The sequence below is a fragment of the Halomonas sp. BMC6 genome (genome assembly GCF_964204995.1).
Lineage (GTDB): Bacteria > Pseudomonadota > Gammaproteobacteria > Pseudomonadales > Halomonadaceae > Vreelandella.
On record NZ_CAXNSH010000001.1, the window covers coordinates 1954174 to 1975921 of the forward strand.

Genomic DNA, 21748 nt, shown 5'->3' on the forward strand with positions numbered 1-21748 from the left:
GCGCAGCTGAGAGCAATCGTTAGCCATAACGCCCAGCGGTGTTGTTGCGACTAGGTTTTTTCTTATGCTTTTCTTGTACATTGGTTTTTAAAAAGTACAGTAATTTAGGGTGTCTTACCTGCTAAAATGCCCGACTTTTCATCTTGGGAGCCTCTGTTATGGTCTACGACGTCGTGGTCATCGGCGCGGGTGCTGCGGGATTGATGTGTGCGGCACAGGCTGGCTATGCCGGGCGACGTGTCTTAGTGCTCGACCATGCAAACAAAGCGGGTAAAAAAATCCTAATGTCTGGGGGAGGCCGCTGTAACTTTACCAATCTTGATACAGCACCTGGACACTTTTACTCTGAAAATCCTTATTTTTGCATTTCTGCGTTGAAACGTTATCGCCCGGAACATTTTGTATCGCTGGTCGATACCCACGGCGTCGACTACGTGGAGAAAGCGCCTGGGCAACTCTTTTGCGCCGACTCTGCCAAAGAAATCGTCCGGGTTCTATTGACCGAGTGTGACTGGGCGGGAGTGGAAATGGCGCTCAAGACGTCCATCTCGCGACTGGAGCGCCAAGGCGAGGGCATGCGCTTGACCACTTCCATGGGTACCATCGATGCAGGCGTGGTCGTGGTCGCCACAGGAGGGCTCTCCATTCCCACTATGGGCGCGACGGGCTTTGGCTACGAAATTGCGCGCCAGTTCGGCCTGGAGGTGCTGCCCACTCGCCCCGGCCTGGTGCCGTTTACCCTGAGCGATAGCTGGAAAGAGCGTGCCGCAGCGCTTTCCGGGGTCAGCTTGCCCACGGCGGTAAGCTGCAAGGAGGCGCGCTTCGTCGAACCGATGCTGTTCACTCACCGGGGGCTCTCTGGGCCGTCCATGCTGCAGATTTCCAGCGTATGGGAGCCGGGTAACGTGATCTCCATCGACCTCTTGCCGGGCGAAAACGCGGCTGACGCTTTGCGTCATGCGCGTCATGAAACCCCAAAAAGGCTGCTGTCGACGTGGCTAGGCGAGCGTTTCCCTAAGCGTATTGCCCAGGCGCTGCAAGAGTGGTACCCCGATGCTCACTTGGCCAGCCCGTTGGCGCAGTATAGCAACGATGCGCTCGATGTTTGGGCCCAGCGGCTCAACCAATGGCAGCTAAAACCGGCAGGCACGGAAGGGTGGCGCACGGCGGAGGTCACCATGGGGGGCGTGAGTACTGACGCAATCTCATCGAAAACCTTCGAAGTCAAAGACCTTCCACAGCTGCGTTTCATTGGCGAAGTGCTGGATGTGACGGGGCAACTGGGTGGCTATAACTTTCAGTGGGCGTGGGCCAGCGGCGTCGCCTGTGGTCAAGCGTGCTAGACGCTATCGATGCGCACGAAAAAGCCGCTGCGTTGCTCCGCAGCGGCTTTTCTAAAGCCTCAGCTCAGCGAACACGATGTGAGATCACGTCGCCACTTTGGTCAGCAACTTCAATTTCCTAAAGAGCATGTAGCCTGCGAGCACCTTACGGCCAGCCGCCATGGCACCGCCAGGATGGCGCGCAATGCGCAAAGCCGCGATGCCGCCGATGGCATACAGGGGAAGCTTGAGGCTTTTCCATTGACTGTCCAGCGGCGACGACGCGCGTAAAAGCGTGTCGCTGTCGATCAGCATGTCGATGCGCTGCTGCTCGAGCTCAGCCAGTAATGCCGCCTTTTGCTCTGCGCGGGTAGGCGGTTTAACGACGCTGTCGTGACGGCTCATCCTCATTCACCTCCAGCAGGGCGCGATCAGCGGCGAGCTGCTTTAGTGTTTCTTTGAGCAGCGTGTGACGCTTGGCTTGGCGCAGGGCAATGACGGCCAGCAAAATGCTGAGTGCAATGAGCACGCCAGCGCTAACGCTGATCGCGGTCAGGCGATACGTATCCCAAAAGAGCACGACCACCAAAGCGGTTAGCGTGGCGACGCCAAGTAGCAGTAGCAGAAGGCTGGCGCCTGCCAGCAGCAGCAATACCAATAGACGTGCGCGCTCTTCCTCTAATTCCAAAACCGCCAAACGCAGGCGGGTTTCACTGTTGGCAACCAGTGTTTTTAGCAAGCGTTTGGCGGCAGAAAAGACGCGTTGGGTAGGACCCAAAGCCATTAGCGACGTCCGAGCAGCATACCGACGACAAGGCCAGCGGCGGCACCGATGCCGATGCTAGTCCAAGGGTTTTCACGAACATAACGGTCACAGCAGTCGACCTGCTCGGAGAGCGTTTCGCGGGTATCTTCGTAGAAACGTTCGCCGCGTGCTTCCAGGCGGGCTCGGGTATCCTTCAAACGTCGTTCGGCACGCTCACGCAGGTCGCGCATTTCACCGCTGGCGTCTTTGGAGGTGGCGTTCATAAGCTCTTCGACGGTCTCGCTGAGGTGACGCAGATCCTCTTTCAACTGGTCAGCGCGGGCGGAGGTGTCTGTATTACGTTTTGCCATGATGTCTTCCTTTGACGAGTAAATGAGTGACGACTCCAGCATAGCAGTCGTCACCGGATAGACAACCCTACCGGGTTAACGGTTCAGCCCGGTGGCGCTGAATAGTGGGTTGAGGCTGAAACCAAGGCTCAAGCGATGCACACGATGGTTGTAGTCGATCATGCTCTCCCCGTAGCCGTAATAGTACTGCACATGGGCGCGAACGCCATTGAATGCGGGCCAGCTGTAATCGACCTGCGTGCCGTAATTGCCAGCGCTGGGGTTACCGCGCAGTTGACCGGCAACTTCATGATTGTTCTGCAGACGCTTGGCGAGACGAATGTCGCCATAGCCGACGAAGCGCTCGATGTCTGGGTTGTCATCGTCGCTCTCCGACTCTGGCACGCGCCAATGAGGCGCAAGGGTGAGCGCCCAATCACCGCTTTGGAAGGTGCTTTCCAGGTATACCCGGTTCCAACTCCGCGAGAGCGGGTCGGAACGGCCATTTGACTGGTGGATGAATGACACGCGATTGCGCGTATTTACCCAGCCCAGACCACTCCAGGCGTTGTCGAAGTCGATGAACACTTCAGGCTCGTAGTTGGTTTCCCGGAAAGGGGAGGAGGCGTCGGTATTGTAGGCCTGCCACCAGCTACGCTGGGTATAGGCGAAATAAACGTCGCCGATGTCACCAAAGACATTCTCTGCCAAGTTGAACTTGGCACTAAACTGAAACTTGACTTCGCCGCTATCCGGCTGCACTTCATCGGAAATGCTGCGAAAGTTCTCGACATTCTGGTTCGAATTGTAGCTGATGGGAAACAGGTAGTTGGTACGGTGCGTGGTGATCGAGAACGGGTTACGCGACGACTCCTGTTCCAACTGACGTCGCTCGCTCAGGTCTTCCAGCGCCGCTTCTACCGGCAGTGGTTCCGGTTCGACACCCCGTGCCGCCTCTTCAGGCGCTTCGATTTGCTGCAGTTGCTGGCGCAGTTGGTAAAGCTCGGTATTGAGTGCCTGAATACGCGCCTCAATGTCTTCTCGGGAATCGGCCAGGGCACTTTGGCTGAGCACGGTCGCGCTCGCGAAGGCCGCCATACCGGTTAACAGCAGTTTTCGGGTAACCATCAACGTGGCTCGCAAAGTAAGAGTAGAGATATACCAGCATTGTTTCTATACAGGCCGCCTGTGTAAGTCAACTCTCGATGCGAAGGGGCACGGACAAGATTGCGTCACGATGGCTTACCTATGACAATAAGCCCCTTGCCCGACTTAGCGGGTCGACATGTCAATGAGGCATCCGTCACGTGGTTAGAAATGCCCTGAAGGCGGCCATCGGCTGCCTATGTATGGTGGCGATGTTAGCAGGTACCGCCACTGCTCAAAGCACTCCGGTTGAGCGCGTCCCTCCTCAAACAGAGCTGACCGAACGCCTAGCGGCGCTGGAATCGCTCGACACCGAACTCACTGAAGACCAGCAGCGCGATCAGGCGGCACTGACCGCTGCCTTGCAAGCCTACGAGCGGCTGCAGGCCATCGAAGAGCGTCAGCAGGCGCTGGAACAGCGGGTCAACCAAGCCCCTGACCAGCTGCTGCGCTTGGAGCGCGAGCTGAGTGATGCCGAAGAGGAGAGCCAGCAGCTATCGGTTGATCGCCTCAGCGATATGCCTTTAGAGGCGTTAGAGGCCGAGCAGGCGGACGCCGTAGTCGAGCTGCAGCAGCTACAGAGCCAAATGGCGGAAGTGAACTCCCAACTGCTTGCGGCACAAACGCTGCCGGAGCGGGCACAGCAGGCCATTTCCGATGCGCTGCAGCGCGCCGAAACGCTACGCCGTGAGCACGATACCCGAGCGGCGCTGCTCGCCGACCGCCAGCTCTCGGCCCGTGAGGATGCGCAGCTCATTCAGTGGCGCTTGGAGCGAGCACTGGCTGAGCAAGAGGTGAGCCTGAACCAGCGAGAGCTGAGTGCCAATAGCCGCTTGCGCGAGCTGGCCCAGCAGCGCCGCGACTTGCTGGCCTTGCAGATTGATCAGCAGGAGCAGCAGCTTAACCTGCTGCAGGGCGTCATCGACCGCCAGCGACGCCTTCAGTCCGAGCAGGCCATTGCCGATGCGGCCAAGAATGACCCACTCATCGCGGAAGGGCATCCGGTCGTGTTGAACGCTCAGCAGCTTAACCAAACGCTGAGCCTAGAGTTACTGCGGGCAACCGACCGCGCCAATGGCATCGTGCGGGAGAACATCGAGGCGCAGCGCCAATTGGAGCATGTTCGCCAGCTTCAGCGCAGTCTCAACGAGCAGATGGAAGCGATTCGTGGCAGCCAGCTGCTGTCGCGTATTCTCCGCGAGCAGCGCCAGTCGCTGCCGGACGTGGTGCCGCGGCGTGATTTACAGGACGAAATCGCCGACCTGCGTTTGAAACAGTTCGACCTCATTCGTCAGCGTGACCAGCTTCGCCAAGGGGAGCGCTTGGCCACCCAGCGCCTGGAGGAAGCCGGGGTCGATGTCACGCCGGGCTTGGTAGACTCTCTCACCCGCTTGTATCAGTCTCGTCGCGAATTGGTCGAGCAGCTCGAGCAGGCTTATGGCAGTTTGCTGAGCTCAGCCATCGAGCTGCAGCTCAATCAACAGCAGCTGCTCACCACTACTCGCGATCTGCGCGCCACGATCGATGAGCAGCTCTTTTGGGTGGCCAACAGCCGCCCGCTGGATGTGAACTGGCTGCGTCAACTCCCCCAGCATCTCAAACAGGAGTGGTACGAAGGGGAGTGGCGTGCCGTGTTACCGACCCGCTGGCAGGGACTCTCGTGGGATTTGCTGGTGGGCGCGCCGTTGCTGCTGCTGAGCGTGGTATTGATCGCCTTACGTGGTCGGATCAAACAGCGTTTGGCGCTGATTCATTCGCAAATTGGCCGTTTGAAGAGCGACACCCAACTGCATACCCCCAAGGCCGTCCTGCTCAATGCGCTGTTGGCGTCGCCGGGGCCGCTGGCGATTGCGGGAGCGGGCGTTGCCCTGCGCACTGCCGAGGGTGGCCTTTCACTGGGGCTGTCGCCTGCGCTGCTTCAGCTTGGCTTGAGCTGGTTCGTGATCGCACTGGGGCGGCGCTTGCTGGTGCCCGATGGTGTGGCGGAGCGCCACTTCACCTGGGCGCCAGCGTATAACGCGCGGCTGCGCCGCCTGTTGATCGGCCTGGGGGTTGCCCTGGTGCCGGTCGTGGCCATTGCGGCCATGTCTGAACAGATGGAAACACCGCTGGCCATGCGGCCAGTGGCCATGGGGCTGTTCATGAGCGGGCTGGTGGCCATGGCTTGGTGGCTGGCGCAGCTCATTCTTGCTCATGTGCCGATTTTTGGTGTGCGGCTTTTCAGGTTGATCCTGGGATTGGCGATGGCCGCCGTGCCGCTGGTGCTGATGGGGCTGGTCGCTTGGGGTTACGAGTACACGGCGCTCAGGTTGGTGGCGCGCTTTGCCATTACGCTCTACTTGCTGGGGCTTTGGGTCGTGGTGGAAGCGACGGTCGTACGCAGTTTGGCCGTGGCCGCCCGTCGGCTGGCGTATCGCCGAGCACTGGCGAGGCGCCGCGCCCAAGTGCAAGAGGGGGCCGAAGGTGGGCTGGAGGTGGTCGAGGAGCCGCCGCTGGATATGGAAAAGATCAATGCCCAGTCGCTGCGTCTTTCCAAGCTGATCCTGCTGATTGGCTTCAGTGCGCTGCTCTATTTGGTGTGGTCGGACCTGCTCTCGGTGTTGGGTTACTTGGATCAGGTGTCGCTTTGGGAGGCGGGCGAGGGCGATTTGGTCGACAACGCGCTCTCTATTTCTGACTTTTTTACGGCGCTGCTGGTGGTCGCCGTCACCTTCATCATGGCCCGTAACCTGCCTGGCCTGCTCGAAGTGATGGTGCTGTCACGCTTGGCGCTCAAGCAAGGGAGCGCCTATGCCATTAGCTCGCTGCTCTCTTACACCATCGTGGGAACGGGCATTGTCATGTCGCTGGCGACGTTGGGGGTCTCTTGGGACAAATTGCAGTGGCTCGTGGCGGCGTTGAGCGTGGGGTTGGGATTTGGTTTGCAGGAGATCTTCGCCAACTTCATTTCGGGATTGATCATTCTGTTCGAGCGCCCTATTCGTATCGGTGACACCATTACGTTAGGGAATCTTCACGGCACGGTCAGCCGGATTCGCATTCGGGCCACCACGGTGACCGACTTCGATCGTAAAGAGATCATCATTCCTAACAAGACCTTCGTCACGGATCAGCTCATTAACTGGTCGCTGTCTGATAACGTGACCCGCGTGGTGCTGACCTATGGGGTGGCCCATGGCTCCGACTTACCGTTGGTGCATCGGCTATTGCGCCAAGCCGCCGATGAAAATGCCCGCGTGCTGGATGACCCGGAGCCTCAGGTGTTCTGCCTAAGTTACGGCCCTCATAGCCTTAATTTTGAGCTGCGAATTTTCGTCAACGACTTGTTGGACCGCCTGTTCGCCGCCGATGAGGTGAATTGTCGGGTGGATGAGCTGTTCAAGGAGGCGGGAGTGAAGATCGCCTTCGAACAGCTCGATGTATGGCTGCATCGTGAGCAGGGGGAGTCGGTGAGAGTGCAGTCTCAACCGACTCTCCCGCCTGCCACATTGAGCTAGCCGTTAGCGTTTGCTGGCGAGCAGGAGAAATTCTCGGTTGCCATCTCCGCCGGTGATGGGGCTCTCTTGCCAGTGGCTGATGGCAAGGCCGCACTGTGCGCAGGCGGCGCGAATGTGTTGCTCGACGTCGGCGTAGCGGCGAGGGTCGCGTACGATACCGCGCTTGTCCAGCGCCCCAGGGTCCAGCTCGAACTGCGGTTTGACCAGCGATAGAAGTTGCCCGCCAGGGGGCAGCAGCGCGGCAATCTCCGGCAGAATCAGCGTCTGGGAGATGAACGACACATCCATCACCGCAAGATCAATGGGGCGCTCGGCCAGCGCGTTCAACAGCGCCGCTGCCCTGCTCATGTGGCGGGCGTTGAGGCCCTCCAAGCAGGTCACGCGCGGGTCGCTGCGCAGGTGGCTGGCGAGCTGGTCGTGACCCACTTCCACACCAATCACGTGTCGAGCGCCAAACTGTAGGGCGCAATCGGTGAAGCCGCCCGTCGATTGGCCGATGTCCAGTACGCCTCGCTCGTCGAGGCGCATGTCCAGCGCGTGTAACACGCCCTCTAGCTTGAGCCCCGCACGGGAGGCGTAGCGCTCCTCTGGGTCTTCGTCGATATGCAGTGGCGTGTCCAAGGGCCACTTTTCCGAGGGTTTGGTGAGCCGCGTACCATCGCGCAAAAAAACGCGCCCGTTTTTGATCAGCCGTTGGGCACGGGTACGAGAACTGGCCAGCCCTTGGCTGACCAGCAGTTGATCGAGTCGTATCATCGTGGTCGTGTCTATCGTGGTTGAGGCGCCCCGTGTTACTGGGGCCCTGGGTCGGCCTGTAAGTCAGTGGATGGAAGGCGGGTCGCTCCCCAACTACGGTGCAAAAACCCCTTCACACGCTCCAGCTCTTCATCGGTGACGGTAGCCAGTTCGCCACGCTCCAGCGGGTCGTAGTGATAAATATAGAGCCGTGAGGTGAATTGCTCGAAGGGCAGGGAGGCTTCGCCAAAACGCTCGCCGTTGCCGGACGTGCTGACCTTGACGCCATCCCCCCAATCCTGGCCGCTGTCGTTGTTGGGGTTGTAGAAGTAGATCCGCATGACGTCGTTGGGATCCAGCGAGGCCCGCAAAATCGTAATGGCATGCCAGCCGATGAACCGCGCGGCGCTGTCGGTGACGGCGATACCGGCAGGCTGGGGATGAATCAGCGGCTGGTTGCCGTTGTAGTAAGGGTGATAGCTGGCATAGAAGTGGCGAATGAACGTATCGACCCCGCTGAGTTTTCCCGTGGCGACATCGACGTTGATACTGAACCCACGGCCAGACCACCAGCCGTGAAATTCGGGGTTCACCCAGCGGTGGGGGTCGCCTTCCCGGCCAATGCAGCGTCGCCCCATTTCCGCGTAAATGCGGTCCAGGTGAGGCACCACGATCAAGGACACCGGGTCGAGGTCCATCGGCAGTTCGGCGGCCACGCCCGATACGCTCTCGTTAGAGGAGATGGGCTGGCCTTCGAAGTGCATGATGATTTCGTCATCCCGCGCGGCCCAGGTGACCATTTGCAGCAGATAGTCCGGGTCGTTATACGCCCACATCGAGAGCGCCCGGGCCGATTGGCAGGTCGGGTTATTGCCCTGGCCCACGCCCAGCGGCAGGCCCAGCATGCACAATACGCCCTCGATGAGTCGGGCGCGGGGGGAGGCAACCTCGCCATAGGCCAGCGACAGCCGAGCCTCGGCCCACTCGGAGAGCTGAAGGTTGAGCTGACGCCACATGGCCGGGGCCACCGGCGGCTGGTAGAGGATGCCGCGCTCTAGCAGAAGCGCTAATCCATACACCGCTTGTGCCGTCGCTGGATAGACGCCGCTGCGAATCAGTGCATGCACCAGCTCGCGGTAGCACAGCAAACAGTCGCGGCCCGTAGAGGAGAGCCCCAGCGCTTCGGATAGCAGATGGTCGCCCTCTTCCAACAGGTAGCGCAGCAGCACCGCATGGTAAGGGGAGACCAGGCCAGTATCGTGCATGGCGCGGGCAAAACCGGTGGATTCGGCTTGTAACGTGGCGTTATCCATGCGCTCTAGGCGTGTGCGGTAAATATCGATGCCGGGGTCTTCACGGCACGCCTGGGTCGGACCGTACAGCGAGCTAACCAGTCTATCGGCCCCGTGGCCGCTGGCTCCCAGGTCGATCTCGGGGTTGGCCTGACACAGTGCGATCTGAGTGATCATCTGTTTGATGGCATCGACCTGAATGGGTCGCTGTTTGAGGATGCGCCAAATTTCATCGATCAACTGGTCGATGACGTACTCATAGCCGATGCGCTCGGCCAAGTGTTGAAACAGGTGGCGAGAGATGTTCGCCAAACGCCCCTGGGTTTCCCGTTCGGCTTCACTGGGCGCATTGAAGAGCAGCCATAGATTGATCGCCATGACTTGAGTCAGGTAGTGGTGCGCCTGCTCTTGGGAAATAAGGGGGTGGGAGTAATCGCCTTTGGCTACGGCCAGTAACCGCAGCTCGCTCAATGCTTCAATGACGACCACATTGGCATCGGCGCTTTTAAGCGAGTAGGTCGTCAATGTGGGGATTAGGTATTGTGGCGTCTCCCAATCCGACCCGGCAAAGATGCCAGCGGATTCAAAATCCGCCGCGCGCTGCTCTAGAGCAGCACAGCCGCCCGCCTGCATGAGCACGCGCCTAGCCGTATCCAATACGCGGGGCAGCTTTGCGGGTTTAGAAAAGGCAGGCGCCTGCGAAAGCAGGCGCACCGCATCATCGAATTTGCTCAGTAATCCATCGAGCTTGCCATCTTCGGTGGAAGTGGCTTCTTGCTTGGTCGTCACGGTGACTCCTTATCCCAGCCTTGGCGGGGATTATACATAGAAGTCGAGATCTTCTTGGCGTTTGAGCAGATCGCGAATCGTATGCGCATCGTCGCCTTTAAAGTAGATCAACCCCCAATGCGTACCAAAGGCGGTGCGTTTCGTGACGGTCTCTTCCACCGGTGGTGTCAGTTCGTGAGACTCGAAGTACGGGTGATCTTCCGTCTCTTCCGGGATTTCCAGACGGCTGACGACCCGGCGGCGCGGGTAAACCCCAAAGCAGCCCGCGAAGCCGTCGGCATCGACGATTTCTTTCGGGAAGAATTCAGCCACTTCTTCTTTAGTGCTTTTCGGATCGAAGACCAGCATAGACGCCTGGTAAGCGTTAAAGCCGTAAACCCGCTCCAGCAGTTCGAACACCTTGAAGCCCGGCGGACGGTAGGCCACTTCGCCAAAGTACATCTCGCCGTCGCTGGTGACGAAGTATTCGGGGTGAATCAGGCCAAACTCAATATCAAACGCCTTGATCAGTTTTTCGATCTGCGCGGTGATCTGCTCACGGTATTTTTCCAGTTCTGGAGAGGCAGGTACGAAGACGGAGTAGCCTAGCGTGACGTACTCGGAAATGTTCAGGAAGGCGATTTTGCCGTCATGAATCCACGCCTCTACGGCGAATTCCCAACCGTCCAGGTGCGACTCCATCAACACCGGAAACTCTTCATCCGGGATGGTATCGACTTCGTCAGGGGTTCGAATGACCCGGTGGCCCAGGCAGCCCGCTTTATCAAACGCTTTGAGGTGAATCGGGTCGTTGGGGTCGCCATCGAGTTTCAGCAGCGTCTGGTTGACCCGCTTGAGGAAGCGAATCACGTCCTCTTTGTCATGGGCTTCTTCGAAAATGCCCACGCGAATCCCGCCAAGCTGGGCGCGACGTTTCATCAGCGCTTTGTCACGTAGGAGCAACGATTGTCCGTAAAGACGCGGGTTGTCCAGCAGTACCGAGTTGATGGCGCCCGCCCACTCCACGGTCTCTTCGAACAGGGGGATCGCGACGTCGACGCCTTTCTCTTTCAGCGTCTCGGCGATCTCCATGGAGCGGTCGTTGAGACGCTCGAAGTTCCAGGGGACATAGGGGATGTCGTGCTTTTGGCAGTACTCTTCCGCCCAGTCGGGTGCCACCACGATATATCGACGGTCAAAATTTTCCGCCGCTTCGATCGCATTGAGGCTCCAGCCTAAGAGGGCGATATAGCCCTTATTGGGATCCTTTTGCATGGTGTTGACTCCTCTGGGGTGATGAATGGTCTTGCCAAATACTCTCTTCACCATACACGACCCAAACCATTCTGGGCTAATTAGCAGCTTCTGAAGCGAAAATAGGGGGAATTCGTTCACTTTGGCGATGTCTGCTAAAGGGCAACACGCGAATATGGTAGGCTTGCGGCTTAACGATACGTTCAAGTGGCAAGAGGAATAGGCCAAGATGGCGGCCAAGCCGATCTACCGTGTGGTGGTTCACCAGCAGGGTGAAATTTGGGATTTATACGTCAGAGAGATATTTCAGAGCGAACTCTGGGGCTTTATTGAAGTCGAGGAGTTTGTCTTTGACGATGCGTCGCGGGTGGTGGTGGATCCAGGAGCGGAAAAACTGCAGCGTACCTTCGAGGGGGTCAAGCGTAGCTACCTGCCGTTGAACGCCATTGTGCGGATTGACGAGGTGGAGCGTGAAGGCCCGCTAAAGGCCGTGAAAAGTGATGCCCGCGTCGCAGAGTTTCCTCGTCCCTTCCCGTTACCGCCCCGCGGGGAAGGGTAAGCGCCTAAGACATGCGCAACGCTTTGAGCGACACGCGCGGCGGCTTCGTCGGCCACGCGCGTTTTTTGATCAGGACATGACGTCATGCAAGTAGAAAAATTTCGCAGTAATTGTTACGCCGCCGCGATAGGCGTGCTGTTAAGCGTGAGCAGCCAAGCAGCGCTGGCTCAATCCGATAGCCAAGCCTGGGTCAGCGATGAGCTGAGCACCTATGTACGTAGCGGGCCGACAGATGGCTATCGCATTGTGGGTACGCTCAATGCAGGCGAGCAGGTCGAAGTGCTCGACACCAGCGGTGACTACACACGCGTTCGCAGTAACAGTGGCGATACCGTGTGGGTACTCAGCAACGAGCTGCAGCAAACGCCCAGCGCGCGCCAGCAGCTCCCCGAGCTGCAAGCTCAGGTAGACGAGCTGACCCAAGAGTTGGACGGTATCAACGAAAGCTGGGAACAGCGGGTCTCCTCGATGACCGAAACGCTAGACATCCGCGAGCAGCGCATCGCTGATTTGGAAGCCCGTAACCTCGAGCTGGACAATGAAGCCGAACAGTCGCGCCAACAGGTGCGCGCGTTGCAAGCCCGTCTGGATACGCAAGAGGAAGACTTGCTGATGCGCTACTTCATGTACGGTGGCGGTGTGGCGGGCGCTGGCCTGCTGGTGGGGTTGATCGTGCCGCATTTGCCGCGCCGTCGTAAAAAGCGGGACCGCTGGTTCTAAGCGCGAGTTCCCAGTCATCGAGAGGTAGCTCATGGAGAATCCCTGGCGACAGCGTTGGCAAGAGGGGCGGATCGGCTTTAACCTTGAGGAGGCGCACCCGGCTCTGGTCGAACACTGGCCTACACTTGGCGTGGCAGAGGGGACCAAAGTACTGGTGCCGCTCTGCGGTAAGAGCCTGGATATGCGCTGGCTTGCTGATCGTGGGCATCCGGTGCTAGGAATCGAGCTGGCGCCGGAGGCCATCGAACAGTTCCTGGCCCAGCGCAGCGGCGGCGTTTCGCGCTATCGCCAAGCGGGGTTCGAGGTGTCTCGTCAGGGCAGCATCGAGCTATGGTGCGGTGATTTCTTTCATCTGCATATTCAACAGGCGGCAGAAGTGGGCGCGTTCTATGACCGGGCCTCGCTGATTGCGCTGCCGCCAGCGACCCGTGAGCGCTACGCCTTTCATTTGGCTCAGCTGATTCCGCCAGGAGCGAAGGGGCTATTGGTGGGCCTCACCCATGACGCTGGCGACGCGGGGCCGCCTTTCAGCGTGCCGGATGAGGAGATCGAACGGCTGATGGCGCCTAATTTCCGCATCGAGCGGCTTGCCCATCTGCCTGCCGATGACCGTGGCCGCAGCGAGAGCCTGTGGGCTCTGGAACGCCGCGGGCCACGGGTATGAGGGCTCGCTTGGCGAGCAACTCAACGAGCGAGCAGCTGGCCTAGTTCTGGGTCGCTGAACGCTCGGTTCAAGCCATCGCTGAGTAGGTCATTGAGCATGCGCGTATTGGCATCCTCACCGGGTTTGATCGCATAGCCCTGCGTACGGCGAGAGGTATACGTGCCGGTGTAGGTCGTCCCCTGGTTTTGCGCAATGGCGCGGAACACTCCTTCGATACGCGCTTCGTCGATCAGTGGCTGCCCGCTATCCCCACGCCCATAGTGCAAGCTGGCCAGCTCCAGCGTCAGGCTAGGGCGGTCCTGGGCGGCTTCCCGCGTGGGTGTAAAGCCCATGTCTCTGGCAGCGCGTTCTGCTTCGGCCTGCAGTTGTGGGATCAATTCATGGCTGTTGACGGTGATTTGCGCCGTCGACATGCTGCCGCCCGCTCGGGTACCAATCACTTCACTCGGCCGTGCATCGACGGCCACCACGGTGACCTGCTGGCCAGAGCCGGTTTGCGGCACGTTTGCGCTACGCGTAGGGTTGAGCTGAAGGTATTGAGGGCTGGCACAGCCCGCCAGCAATACGGTGGCCAACAGCGCAGCAGACGCGCGTAAAAAGTGACGCCGACGCATAAAACTCTCCGCAATCATCGTGGTTGTACGAGATAAATGTCTGTCGTAACAAGGCATTGAGGGTGAAAGCCCCAGTATAGCGCTGTGTTTACGCGAGAAGCCAGCAGCGCCTAGGCCACGCGCGCCTGTTGCTCGGGCGTTTTAGCGTCCTCTTTGAAGCGGTGCCACTGGCGTGGATGGGCGAACAAGCGCTGCCCGCGGCGCATGTGTAAACGCTCGAAGTCGGCGTGGCGCACGGTGGCTTGCCAAGGTTTTGCCAGCCAGTCGGCCTCGAGCTCTACGCGCACTTCGGCCCCGACCGGGGAGATAGCGGTAATCGTCACCGGCAGGTGGCTCTCGGCGCTGGGCTCTTCCGCTAGACGCACCTCATGGGGGCGCAGTAACAGCTCTTCGTCGCCATCGGGCAAGTCGACGTTCAGGTGCGCGTCACCGCAGGTCAGGACGCCATCGCGAACGCGCCCCTCTAGGTGGTTCACATCACCCAAGAACTCAAATACAAAGCGGTTCTTCGGCGCGCGGTAAAGGGTATCCGGCGTGTCGATTTGCTCGATGCGACCGTTGCTCATCACCACCACGCGATCAGACAGCTCCAGCGCTTCTTCTTGGTCGTGGGTGACGAAGACGCTGGTAAAGTTCAGCTCGTCGTGCAGACGGCGCAGCCAGCGGCGCAGATCCTGGCGCACCTTGGCATCCAACGCGCCAAACGGCTCATCGAGCAGCAGTACGTCAGGTTCCACGGCGAGCGCGCGAGCCAGCGATACGCGCTGCTGCTGGCCGCCAGAGAGCTGCGCAGGCAGGCGGTTCGCCAAGTGCTCAAGCTGGACCATTTCCAGCAGTCTAAACACCCGTGCCCGAATCTCGCCGTTGGAGGGGCGGCGCTTCTTCGGCATCACCGTAAGGCCAAACGCCACGTTGTCGTAAACGCTCATATGGCGAAACAGGGCGTAGTGCTGAAACACGAAGCCAATACGCCGATCGCGAACGTGCACGTTGGTCACGTCACGGTCGCCAAACAGGATTTTGCCGGGCTGAGGAGAGCGGTCGGCGTTCTCCAAACCGGCAATGATCCGCAGCAGGGTGGTTTTGCCCGAACCGGAAGGGCCTAGTAGACCTACTAATTCACCTTCGTGAATATCCAGGTTGATCGGTTCGAGCGCCTGGGTGTTGGCAAAGTGCTTGGCAATATTCTGTAAGCGGATACTCATGAGAATGCCTCCCGGCGCGATGCGCGCCATTCCAGGCCTGCCTTGGCCGCAAGCGTTAACAGGGCAATCAGGGCCAGCAGGGCGGCGCTCGCGAACGCGCCCACGGCGTTGTAATCCTGATAGAGCTGCTCTAGATGCAGCGGTAGCGTATTGGTTTGCCCACGAATGGCCCCTGAGACAACCGAGACCGCGCCAAATTCACCCACCGCTCGGGCGTTGGTGAGGATGATGCCGTAGAGCAGTGCCCAGCGGATGTTGGGTAGTGTGACCCGCCAAAACGTCGTCCAGCCGGAAGCGCCCAGCGTTACGGCGGCCTCTTCTTCCCGTGAGCCTTGGGCCTGCATAAGCGGGATTAATTCACGCGCCACAAACGGGCAGGTGACGAAGATGGTGACCATCAGAATGCCCGGCCACGCGAACATTAGCTGAATATCGTGAGTGTCGAGCCAACTGCCAATCCAGCCGTTGCGGCCATACAGCAGTAGATAGATCAAGCCCGCCACGACGGGAGAAACGGCAAACGGAATATCAATCAGCGTTTGCAGAATGCGCCGCCCAGGGAAGCTAAAGCGCGTCACCAGCCACGCCAGCGCGACGCCAAACACCAAGCAGATGGGGATGGTCATTAACGCGATGACCAGCGTGAGACCAATCGCGTGCAGGGTGAAGGTATTGCTCACGTTCTCCCAAAACACCGCCACACCTTGGGAGAACGCCTGAGCAAAAATAGCCACCAGCGGCAGCAGCAGAAATAGCGCAGACAGCAGTAGGGCTGCGCCAATTAATAAGCGCCGCATTAAAGGCGCATCACCAATCCGGCGCATTATCCTTTCCCTCCATGCAGACGACGCACAAAGCGGCCCTGCCAGATATTGATGGCGAGCAGCAGCGCCAGAGAGACAAACAGCACCACCGAGGCAATGGCAGACGCCCCCGCGTAGTCATACTCCTGCAGTTTGACGAAGATCATCAGCGCGGTAATTTCGGTTTCGTAGGGCATGTTGCCAGCGATAAAAATAATCGCGCCGAACTCACCTAGTGAGCGCACGAAGGCAAGCCCGGTGCCGGTGACGAGCGCGGGCCATAGATGCGGCATAATCACTCGGCGAAACGCCACGCCATCGGTGGCGCCCAGGGACATCGCGGCTTCGTCCACCTCGGCAGGCAAATCTTCCAGCACCGGCTGCACCGTGCGCACCACGAAGGGAATACTGGTGAAAGCCATCGCCAGCGCAATCCCTACCCAGGTATAGGCGATCTGAAGCCCCATTGGCTCGATGATACTGCCTACCCAGCCATTACCCGCATAGAGCGTGGCCAGGGTGATGCCAGCCACGGCAGTGGGCAGGGCGAAGGGGAGGTCCATCAAGGCATCAAGCAGGCGCTTGCCAGGAAACTCATAGCGCACGAGTACCCAGGCCAGTAGCAGGCCAAACACCGCATTCACCAGCGCGGCCACCGCCGCTGCGCCGATGGTGACCATGTAACTGGCGACCACGCGGCCCTCGGTAATGATCGCAAGGTACTCGGCCAAGCTCAGTTCGGAAAGCTGACCAAACAGGCCCGTCATTGGTAGTAGCAATACTAGCGAGATGAACAGCACGCTGATGCCCATCGACAGACCAAAACCCGGCAGCACGCGCGTGCTGCCGGATCGCCAAAATGCTAACTGGCTCATGGGATACCGTTAACGACGTTGCAGTTGATCGAGTAGAGCCCCGCCTTCGAAGTGGGTCTCCATCGCTTCTTCCCAGCTACCGAACACGTTTTCGACTTCGAACAGCTCGGTGTCGGGGAACTGGTCGGCAAACTCTTCGACCACCGTCTCGTTATGGACGCGGTAGTTAAAGCCTGCCAATTGGCGCTGGGCCTCTTCGGTGTAGAGGTACTCCAAGTAGCTTTGGGCTAAATCGCTGTTGCCGTTGCGCTCGGCGTTCTCACCCACTACGGCCACCGGGAACTCGGCCAGAATGCTTACCGGCGGGACGACCACTTCGTAGTCATCGCTGCCGTATTCGCTGCGGATGTTGTTCACTTCGGATTCGAAACTGATTAGCACGTCACCAATGCCGCGCTCGATAAAGCTGGTGGTCGCGCCGCGACCGCCGGTGTCGAACACCGCCACGTTGCTCAGGAACGTGCGCATGAAGTCTTGAATCTGCTCTTCATCGCCGTCGAACTCGTTCTCGGCGAAACCCCAGGCGGCAAGATAGGTATAGCGGCCGTTACCGGAGGTTTTCGGGTTAGGGAAAACCATCTGCACGTCCTCTTTGACGAGGTCGTCCCAACTCTCGATGCCTTTCGGGTTGCCTTTACGCACCAGGAACGCGGTGGTGGAGTAGTAGGGCGACGCGTTGTTCTCAAACGCATCCTGCCAATCTTCCGCCACCAAGCCAGCATCGGCGAGTACCTGCACGTCGGTAACCTGGTTAAACGTCACTACGTCCGCACGCAGGCCCTGCATGATGGCGCGCGCTTGGGCAGAGGAGCCACCGTGGGACTGGCTGATAGCGATCTCTTCGCCATGCTCTTCTTCCCACCACGCCTGAAACTCAGGGTTGATCGCGGCGAATAGCTCGCGGGCGATGTCGTAGGAGGAGTTCAGCAGCTCGCGCTCTTGGGCGACAGCGGCACTGGAAAAGGTCATGCCAGAGACGGCGGTGCCCACGGCAGCGGCCAATAGACTGCGGCGAAGGCCGGTACGGAATGCAGAGGATAATGTCATTGCAGACTCCTTAAGGCTGAGGGCGATGTCATCGCGATGCCGATAAGGTTAAACCTAGGATTGGGGAATTACAATTGTGTTTTATATTCTATTTGGAAATATGTCTGGGCATATCGAGACAAGCGATGGGGACTTCTTGGGGAGGCCCTGGGCATAGGGCTTCTGAGTTGGCTCTGGTAAGATGGCCCGCTCGTGATTATCTCCGTTTCTTTCTCCCCGTTCCGCCTACTCGAGGACCCTTTCATGAGCGCTGCACAGGATTTTTTGATTGCCCCGTCGATACTTTCCGCTAATTTTGCGCGGCTGGGCGAGGAGGTCGACAACGTGCTGGCGGCCGGTGCCGATGTGGTGCATTTCGATGTGATGGATAACCACTACGTACCGAATCTGACCATTGGGCCGATGGTATGTAAGGCGCTGCGCGATCATGGCGTGACGGCGCCGATCGATGTGCACCTGATGGTGAAACCGGTGGATCGCATGATCAGCGATTTCATTGAGGCGGGTGCCAGCTACATCACCTTCCACCCAGAAGCCTCCGAGCATATCGACCGCTCGTTGCAGCTGATCCGTGACGGTGGTTGTAAGGCGGGGTTGGTGTTTAACCCGGCAACGCCGCTTTCGTATCTTGATTATGTGATGGACAAAGTCGATATGGTGTTGCTGATGAGCGTCAACCCCGGCTTTGGCGGCCAGTCGTTCATTCCCGGTACGCTGGACAAGCTGCGTGAGGCACGGGCACGTATCGACGCTTCGGGCTTGCCCATTCGCTTGGAGATCGATGGGGGCGTCAAAGTCGATAATATCGCGGATATCGCCGCCGCCGGTGCCGATACCTTTGTAGCGGGTTCAGCGATCTTTAACGCCCATCAGGCAAGCGACCCGCACGACTACGACAGCGTGATTCAGCAGATGCGCGCGGCGCTCGCTAAGGTTCGCTGAGACGGAAGGCGCGCTAAGACATAAGAGGGGCGGGCTGATCCCCGCCCTTTGCATGTCCTTAGTGAAGTTTCATGCGTGGTTTGAGGTAGCGGTTCAATTTATCCACCAGCCAGGCAAGCCCGGTTTTTGGCGCACCGTGAATAGAGAGTTGATGCATACGGTAGAGCGATGCGTAGGCTTGGCGCGCCAACCAGCCCTCCAAAAACAGCCCCCGCGATGCCGAGCTGCGCATCAAGTTCCCGACCGCATCGTAGCGGGCCAGCGATACCAGCGAGCCGTGGTCGTGGTAGATGAAGTCTTGCAACGGCTTTTTGGTCAGGCATCGCTCAAGGTTCTTCGCCAATAGCTTGGCCTGCTGATGCGCGGCCTGAGCGCGCGGCGGTACCGTGGCCTCATCGCCTTGGGGGCAGCAAGCGCAGTCACCCATCGCAAAAATATGCGGGTCGTCCACGCTTTGCAGCGTCTGCTTGACGTTGATCTGATTGCGTTTGTTGGTGCTCAAGCCTAGCTCGGCCAAAAACGGCGGCGCTTTGATCCCTGCCGCCCATACGTTGAGATCGGTTTCAATCACCTCTCCGTCGCCTGTGACCAGCTGATACTCCTGGGCTTCTTGAATCGCCGTGCCGACATGCACGGTGACGCCCATGCTCTCCAACTCCTGTTGAACGGTCTGGCTGATACGTTCGGATAAACCGGGCAGCAGTCGTGGGGCCGCTTCGATCAAGTGTACGCTGATCGTTTGGTGATCGACCGCCGTGACGCCATAGGCATTGAGCAGGCGCGAGGCGTCTAACAATTCCGCCGAAAGCTCCACCCCCGTCGCACCGCCGCCGACAATGCCAATGGTGAGCTGGGTGTGCTGACGCAGGTTGGGGTCGGTATAGCGCAGGAAGGTATTGATCATATCCCGCTGGAAGGCTTTGGCCTGCTGGGGGGAGTCGATGAAGTGGCAGTGCTCTGCGACCCCCTTGGTACCAAAATCATTCGAGATACTGCCAAGTGACAGCACTAAATAGTCATAAGTGAGCTGGCGGGCGGGCAGGACCTCCACGCCATCCTCGTCTTCGATGGGGGCCAGGTGAATGACCTTCTGTTCCCGATCCAAACCGTTGAGAGAACCGCGCTGGTAACGGTAGTAGTGGGCCGAGGAGTGCCCACGATAATCCACTTCATCCATGCTGGAGTTGAGCACCCCGGTGGCCAGTTCGTGCAGCAGCGGTTTCCATACGTGGGTGGCGTTGCGGTCGAGCAGGACGATCTCGGCACGCTTTTTCTTACCCAATGTATGCCCAAGACGCGTGGCAAGGGCTAGCCCGCCTGCACCGCCGCCCACAATCACAATTCGGGGAATGGCCATTACTCTCTCCTTGGCAAATATAGCCACAGCATAGAACTTTCTGCAGTGTATGACGAAGGTCTAAGCGGGTAAGATGACTGAATTAATCGACATTATCGTGAACCAGTAGCTTAGACGCATCAGTGAGGCCAGCTCGTGCATACCATGTTGCAAGGAAAGCGGTTAATTGCCTTTGACCTAGACGGTACGTTAATCGACTCGGTACCGGATTTGGCCGTTGGCGTACAGCGGGCGCTGCACGACGTGGGGCTGGCTCAACCGAGTGAAGCGCAGGTGCGCGACTGGGTGGGCAATGGGGCGCAGGTGCTGGTGGAGCGAGCGCTGACCTGGGCGCTTAGTGCTCCTCCCGAGGCAGCGCTGCAGCAGAGCGCCTATGACGCGTTCATGCGCCATTACGGGGCCGCCCCCAATGCGTTAACCCAACCCTATCCCGGTGCCTTTGAAGCGCTTCATGCGCTGCATGAAGCGGGTTTTGTGCTGGCCTTGATTACCAACAAACCCGAGCGGTTCATCGCGCCTATTTTAAGCCACTTTGGCGTGCTTTCGCTGTTCACGTCGACGGTGGGTGGCGACTCGCTGGCCGAGAAAAAGCCCAGCCCGCTGCCGCTTCTGCACGTTGCCCAGACGCTGGACATTACCCCTTCGGCGAGCGTGATGGTGGGGGATTCCCGTCACGATATCGCAGCGGGCAAGGCGGCGGGCTTCACCACCGTGGCTCTGCCGTATGGCTATAACCACGGCGACCCCATCGAGCAGAGCCACCCGGACCTGCTCGTGGCCTCGCTTCGTGAGCTGGTAAGCTAGCGGCTACTCCCCGGCCCTGGCACCCCCTAGGGCCTCGTGCAGCAGCTCTGCGTTGTAGCGCAGCATGGCAGGGTAGTTATAAGCGGGGCCGTCGGGTTCGCTCAACGTATCCACGTAAAGCGGGCCTGCCAGTGTCAGGCCGGTCTCACGGGCCAGAGCATCCATGTGGATATAGGGCGTCGTGCTCTCATAGAAGAGAGCGGGCGGTCGCTTGTCGGCGAGCCGTTTGCTCATGGCAGCCATGGCATCCGCACTGCCCATCGTTTCGCTATTCATGCCCCAAATGGCAGCGAATTCAAACCCATAAGCGTGGGCGAAATAGCTCAGTGCCGCTTCGCTCGTGGTGAGCAGGCGGTTGGTTTGAGGAATCCCTTCCAAACGCTCGGTGAGTTGCTGGTCGAGCAGCACCAGCGCCTCTTTGGCTTCGGCTGCGCGGGTTTGGAAGGCCGCGGCCTTCTCTGGCGAGTGCACGCTGAGCGTTTGAGTAATGACATCGAGATAGGCCGCCGCGCCTTTAGGGTCCATCCACATATGCGGATCAGGACGCCCCTTATGCTGGCCCTGTTGTAATGCCAGAGTGGGGTAATCGGCGGTTTCGGCCAGGGCCATCAGTGTGAGCGTGTCACTGGCCATCGCTTCGACATGGCGAATCCACGGCTCTAGCCCATGGCCGTTATAGAACACGATATCGGCCTCTTCCACGGCGAGTACGTTAGGCGGGGTAAGCTCCCAGCGGTGTACGTCTTCACCAATCGGTACGATGGTCGTAATGGCGATGTCGTCACCGGCAACGCGTTTGACCAAGTCCTCGATCACTGAAAAAGAGGCAATGATCTTGAGCGACGACGCGGCGAGCGCTGGGGAGGAGGCGAGGAGTGCTGCTAACAAGAGCGTGATGATCCAAGGGGTTCGCTTATCCATGCCACGCTCCTAACTCATTAAAATGACGGCAAATAATAAAGAGAGTCGCGCCCCGTTGCCAGTTTTGCTCTGCTGGGTGAGCTGCTGTGGCAAGTGGCAAGAGACTGAAGGGCGCGATGGTTTCCCCG

The 21748-nt window shown here is 59.1% G+C and carries 21 protein-coding genes; 7 read left to right on the forward strand and 14 right to left on the reverse strand.

Features of this window, described 5'->3' with window-relative positions:
* Positions 1-158 precede the first annotated feature (158 nt).
* Positions 159-1343, forward strand: coding sequence for an NAD(P)/FAD-dependent oxidoreductase (locus AB6K10_RS09355; RefSeq protein WP_305947632.1), 1185 nt, complete (start codon positions 159-161; stop codon positions 1341-1343).
* An 84-nt stretch (positions 1344-1427) separates the two neighbouring features.
* On the opposite strand, the gene AB6K10_RS09360 is transcribed toward AB6K10_RS09355, so the two are convergent.
* From AB6K10_RS09360 to AB6K10_RS09375, 4 genes are all read right to left on the reverse strand, one after another.
* Positions 1428-1727 (reverse strand): YqjK family protein, encoded by a 300-nt coding sequence (locus tag AB6K10_RS09360; protein ID WP_339118519.1) that lies wholly within the window; start codon positions 1725-1727, stop codon positions 1428-1430.
* Positions 1702-2106, reverse strand: a complete 405-nt coding sequence (locus AB6K10_RS09365) for a phage holin family protein (protein ID WP_159341671.1) — start codon at positions 2104-2106, stop codon at positions 1702-1704. Before AB6K10_RS09365 ends, AB6K10_RS09360 begins: the two co-directional genes overlap by 26 nt.
* Positions 2106-2438 (reverse strand): YqjD family protein, encoded by a 333-nt coding sequence (locus AB6K10_RS09370; protein ID WP_159341672.1) that lies wholly within the window; start codon positions 2436-2438, stop codon positions 2106-2108. Before AB6K10_RS09370 ends, AB6K10_RS09365 begins: the two co-directional genes overlap by 1 nt.
* 75 nt (positions 2439-2513) lie before the next feature.
* Complete coding sequence (locus AB6K10_RS09375; RefSeq protein WP_159341673.1) at positions 2514-3545, reverse strand: phospholipase A; 1032 nt, start codon at positions 3543-3545, stop codon at positions 2514-2516.
* 179 nt (positions 3546-3724) lie between these two features.
* Between AB6K10_RS09375 and mscK the strand changes: the two genes are divergently transcribed.
* The gene (gene mscK / locus AB6K10_RS09380; RefSeq protein WP_339118520.1) at positions 3725-7060 is read left to right on the forward strand and encodes a mechanosensitive channel MscK; all 3336 of its coding nucleotides are present in this window, start codon (positions 3725-3727) and stop codon (positions 7058-7060) included.
* 3 nt (positions 7061-7063) lie between these two features.
* Here mscK and AB6K10_RS09385 read toward each other — a convergent pair whose 3' ends face one another.
* Genes AB6K10_RS09385 through AB6K10_RS09395 form a run of 3 tightly spaced genes read right to left on the reverse strand, consistent with a single transcriptional unit; the run spans position 7064 to position 11130 of the window.
* On the reverse strand, positions 7064-7816 hold the full coding sequence (locus tag AB6K10_RS09385; RefSeq protein WP_339118521.1) for a TlyA family RNA methyltransferase: 753 nt from the start codon (positions 7814-7816) through the stop codon (positions 7064-7066).
* A 35-nt stretch (positions 7817-7851) separates the two neighbouring features.
* Positions 7852-9876, reverse strand: a complete 2025-nt coding sequence (locus AB6K10_RS09390; protein WP_339118522.1) for a hypothetical protein — start codon at positions 9874-9876, stop codon at positions 7852-7854.
* A gap of 30 nt (positions 9877-9906) precedes the next feature.
* Positions 9907-11130, reverse strand: a complete 1224-nt coding sequence (locus tag AB6K10_RS09395) for an acetyl-CoA carboxylase biotin carboxylase subunit family protein (protein ID WP_285262575.1) — start codon at positions 11128-11130, stop codon at positions 9907-9909.
* Positions 11131-11338: 208 nt separating this feature from the next.
* On the opposite strand from AB6K10_RS09395, the gene AB6K10_RS09400 reads away from it, so the two are divergent.
* From AB6K10_RS09400 to AB6K10_RS09410, 3 genes are all read left to right on the forward strand, one after another.
* Entirely contained in the window at positions 11339-11668 is a 330-nt protein-coding gene (locus tag AB6K10_RS09400; RefSeq protein WP_009100748.1) for a DUF1820 family protein, read from the forward strand.
* Between the two features lie 84 nt (positions 11669-11752).
* Complete coding sequence (locus AB6K10_RS09405; protein ID WP_159341678.1) at positions 11753-12388, forward strand: TIGR04211 family SH3 domain-containing protein; 636 nt, start codon at positions 11753-11755, stop codon at positions 12386-12388.
* 31 nt (positions 12389-12419) lie between these two features.
* Positions 12420-13052 (forward strand): thiopurine S-methyltransferase, encoded by a 633-nt coding sequence (locus tag AB6K10_RS09410; RefSeq protein WP_339118523.1) that lies wholly within the window; start codon positions 12420-12422, stop codon positions 13050-13052.
* Between the two features lie 20 nt (positions 13053-13072).
* On the opposite strand, the gene AB6K10_RS09415 is transcribed toward AB6K10_RS09410, so the two are convergent.
* From AB6K10_RS09415 to cysP, 5 genes are all read right to left on the reverse strand, one after another.
* The gene (locus AB6K10_RS09415) at positions 13073-13666 is read right to left on the reverse strand and encodes a YajG family lipoprotein (RefSeq protein WP_159341680.1); all 594 of its coding nucleotides are present in this window, start codon (positions 13664-13666) and stop codon (positions 13073-13075) included.
* Positions 13667-13776: 110 nt separating this feature from the next.
* Positions 13777-14871 carry a sulfate/molybdate ABC transporter ATP-binding protein gene (locus tag AB6K10_RS09420; RefSeq protein WP_159341681.1) on the reverse strand — a complete coding sequence of 365 codons (1095 nt, stop codon included), beginning with the start codon at positions 14869-14871 and terminating at the stop codon, positions 13777-13779.
* A complete protein-coding gene (gene cysW / locus AB6K10_RS09425; RefSeq protein ID WP_285262572.1) occupies positions 14868-15695 on the reverse strand; it encodes a sulfate ABC transporter permease subunit CysW in 828 nt (275 codons plus the stop codon). The genes AB6K10_RS09420 and cysW overlap by 4 nt, the downstream gene beginning before the upstream one ends.
* Positions 15695-16549: a sulfate ABC transporter permease subunit CysT gene (cysT, locus tag AB6K10_RS09430; protein ID WP_159341683.1), complete on the reverse strand. Its 855-nt coding sequence runs from the start codon at positions 16547-16549 to the stop codon at positions 15695-15697. The genes cysW and cysT overlap by 1 nt, the downstream gene beginning before the upstream one ends.
* A gap of 9 nt (positions 16550-16558) precedes the next feature.
* Positions 16559-17596 (reverse strand): thiosulfate ABC transporter substrate-binding protein CysP, encoded by a 1038-nt coding sequence (cysP, locus tag AB6K10_RS09435; RefSeq protein ID WP_339118524.1) that lies wholly within the window; start codon positions 17594-17596, stop codon positions 16559-16561.
* Between the two features lie 243 nt (positions 17597-17839).
* Here cysP and rpe point away from each other — a divergent pair, with 243 nt between their 5' ends.
* Positions 17840-18538, forward strand: coding sequence for a ribulose-phosphate 3-epimerase (rpe, locus tag AB6K10_RS09440; protein WP_339118525.1), 699 nt, complete (start codon positions 17840-17842; stop codon positions 18536-18538).
* 58 nt (positions 18539-18596) lie between these two features.
* Here the strand turns inward: rpe and AB6K10_RS09445 are convergent, their stop codons facing one another.
* Positions 18597-19895 carry an NAD(P)/FAD-dependent oxidoreductase gene (locus AB6K10_RS09445; RefSeq protein ID WP_339118526.1) on the reverse strand — a complete coding sequence of 433 codons (1299 nt, stop codon included), beginning with the start codon at positions 19893-19895 and terminating at the stop codon, positions 18597-18599.
* A 144-nt stretch (positions 19896-20039) separates the two neighbouring features.
* On the opposite strand from AB6K10_RS09445, the gene AB6K10_RS09450 reads away from it, so the two are divergent.
* Positions 20040-20699 (forward strand): phosphoglycolate phosphatase, encoded by a 660-nt coding sequence (locus tag AB6K10_RS09450; protein WP_339119612.1) that lies wholly within the window; start codon positions 20040-20042, stop codon positions 20697-20699.
* A gap of 3 nt (positions 20700-20702) precedes the next feature.
* Here AB6K10_RS09450 and AB6K10_RS09455 read toward each other — a convergent pair whose 3' ends face one another.
* Positions 20703-21620: a metal ABC transporter solute-binding protein, Zn/Mn family gene (locus AB6K10_RS09455; protein WP_159341688.1), complete on the reverse strand. Its 918-nt coding sequence runs from the start codon at positions 21618-21620 to the stop codon at positions 20703-20705.
* Between the last annotated feature and the right edge of the window lie 128 nt (positions 21621-21748).

Bases quoted from the DNA above. Each gene is read 5' to 3' on its own strand.
- AB6K10_RS09355 (WP_305947632.1), top strand. From the start codon at position 159: ATGGTCTACGACGTCGTGGTCATCGGCGCGGGTGCTGCGGGATTGATG.
- AB6K10_RS09360 (WP_339118519.1), bottom strand. From the start codon at position 1,727: ATGAGCCGTCACGACAGCGTCGTTAAACCGCCTACCCGCGCAGAGCAA.
- AB6K10_RS09365 (WP_159341671.1), bottom strand. From the start codon at position 2,106: ATGGCTTTGGGTCCTACCCAACGCGTCTTTTCTGCCGCCAAACGCTTG.
- AB6K10_RS09370 (WP_159341672.1), bottom strand. From the start codon at position 2,438: ATGGCAAAACGTAATACAGACACCTCCGCCCGCGCTGACCAGTTGAAA.
- AB6K10_RS09375 (WP_159341673.1), bottom strand. From the start codon at position 3,545: ATGGTTACCCGAAAACTGCTGTTAACCGGTATGGCGGCCTTCGCGAGC.
- AB6K10_RS09385 (WP_339118521.1), bottom strand. From the start codon at position 7,816: ATGATACGACTCGATCAACTGCTGGTCAGCCAAGGGCTGGCCAGTTCT.
- AB6K10_RS09395 (WP_285262575.1), bottom strand. From the start codon at position 11,130: ATGCAAAAGGATCCCAATAAGGGCTATATCGCCCTCTTAGGCTGGAGC.
- AB6K10_RS09400 (WP_009100748.1), top strand. From the start codon at position 11,339: ATGGCGGCCAAGCCGATCTACCGTGTGGTGGTTCACCAGCAGGGTGAA.
- AB6K10_RS09405 (WP_159341678.1), top strand. From the start codon at position 11,753: ATGCAAGTAGAAAAATTTCGCAGTAATTGTTACGCCGCCGCGATAGGC.
- AB6K10_RS09410 (WP_339118523.1), top strand. From the start codon at position 12,420: ATGGAGAATCCCTGGCGACAGCGTTGGCAAGAGGGGCGGATCGGCTTT.
- AB6K10_RS09415 (WP_159341680.1), bottom strand. From the start codon at position 13,666: ATGCGTCGGCGTCACTTTTTACGCGCGTCTGCTGCGCTGTTGGCCACC.
- AB6K10_RS09420 (WP_159341681.1), bottom strand. From the start codon at position 14,871: ATGAGTATCCGCTTACAGAATATTGCCAAGCACTTTGCCAACACCCAG.
- cysW (WP_285262572.1), bottom strand. From the start codon at position 15,695: ATGCGCCGGATTGGTGATGCGCCTTTAATGCGGCGCTTATTAATTGGC.
- cysT (WP_159341683.1), bottom strand. From the start codon at position 16,549: ATGAGCCAGTTAGCATTTTGGCGATCCGGCAGCACGCGCGTGCTGCCG.
- cysP (WP_339118524.1), bottom strand. From the start codon at position 17,596: ATGACATTATCCTCTGCATTCCGTACCGGCCTTCGCCGCAGTCTATTG.
- rpe (WP_339118525.1), top strand. From the start codon at position 17,840: ATGAGCGCTGCACAGGATTTTTTGATTGCCCCGTCGATACTTTCCGCT.
- AB6K10_RS09445 (WP_339118526.1), bottom strand. From the start codon at position 19,895: ATGGCCATTCCCCGAATTGTGATTGTGGGCGGCGGTGCAGGCGGGCTA.
- AB6K10_RS09450 (WP_339119612.1), top strand. From the start codon at position 20,040: ATGTTGCAAGGAAAGCGGTTAATTGCCTTTGACCTAGACGGTACGTTA.
- AB6K10_RS09455 (WP_159341688.1), bottom strand. From the start codon at position 21,620: ATGGATAAGCGAACCCCTTGGATCATCACGCTCTTGTTAGCAGCACTC.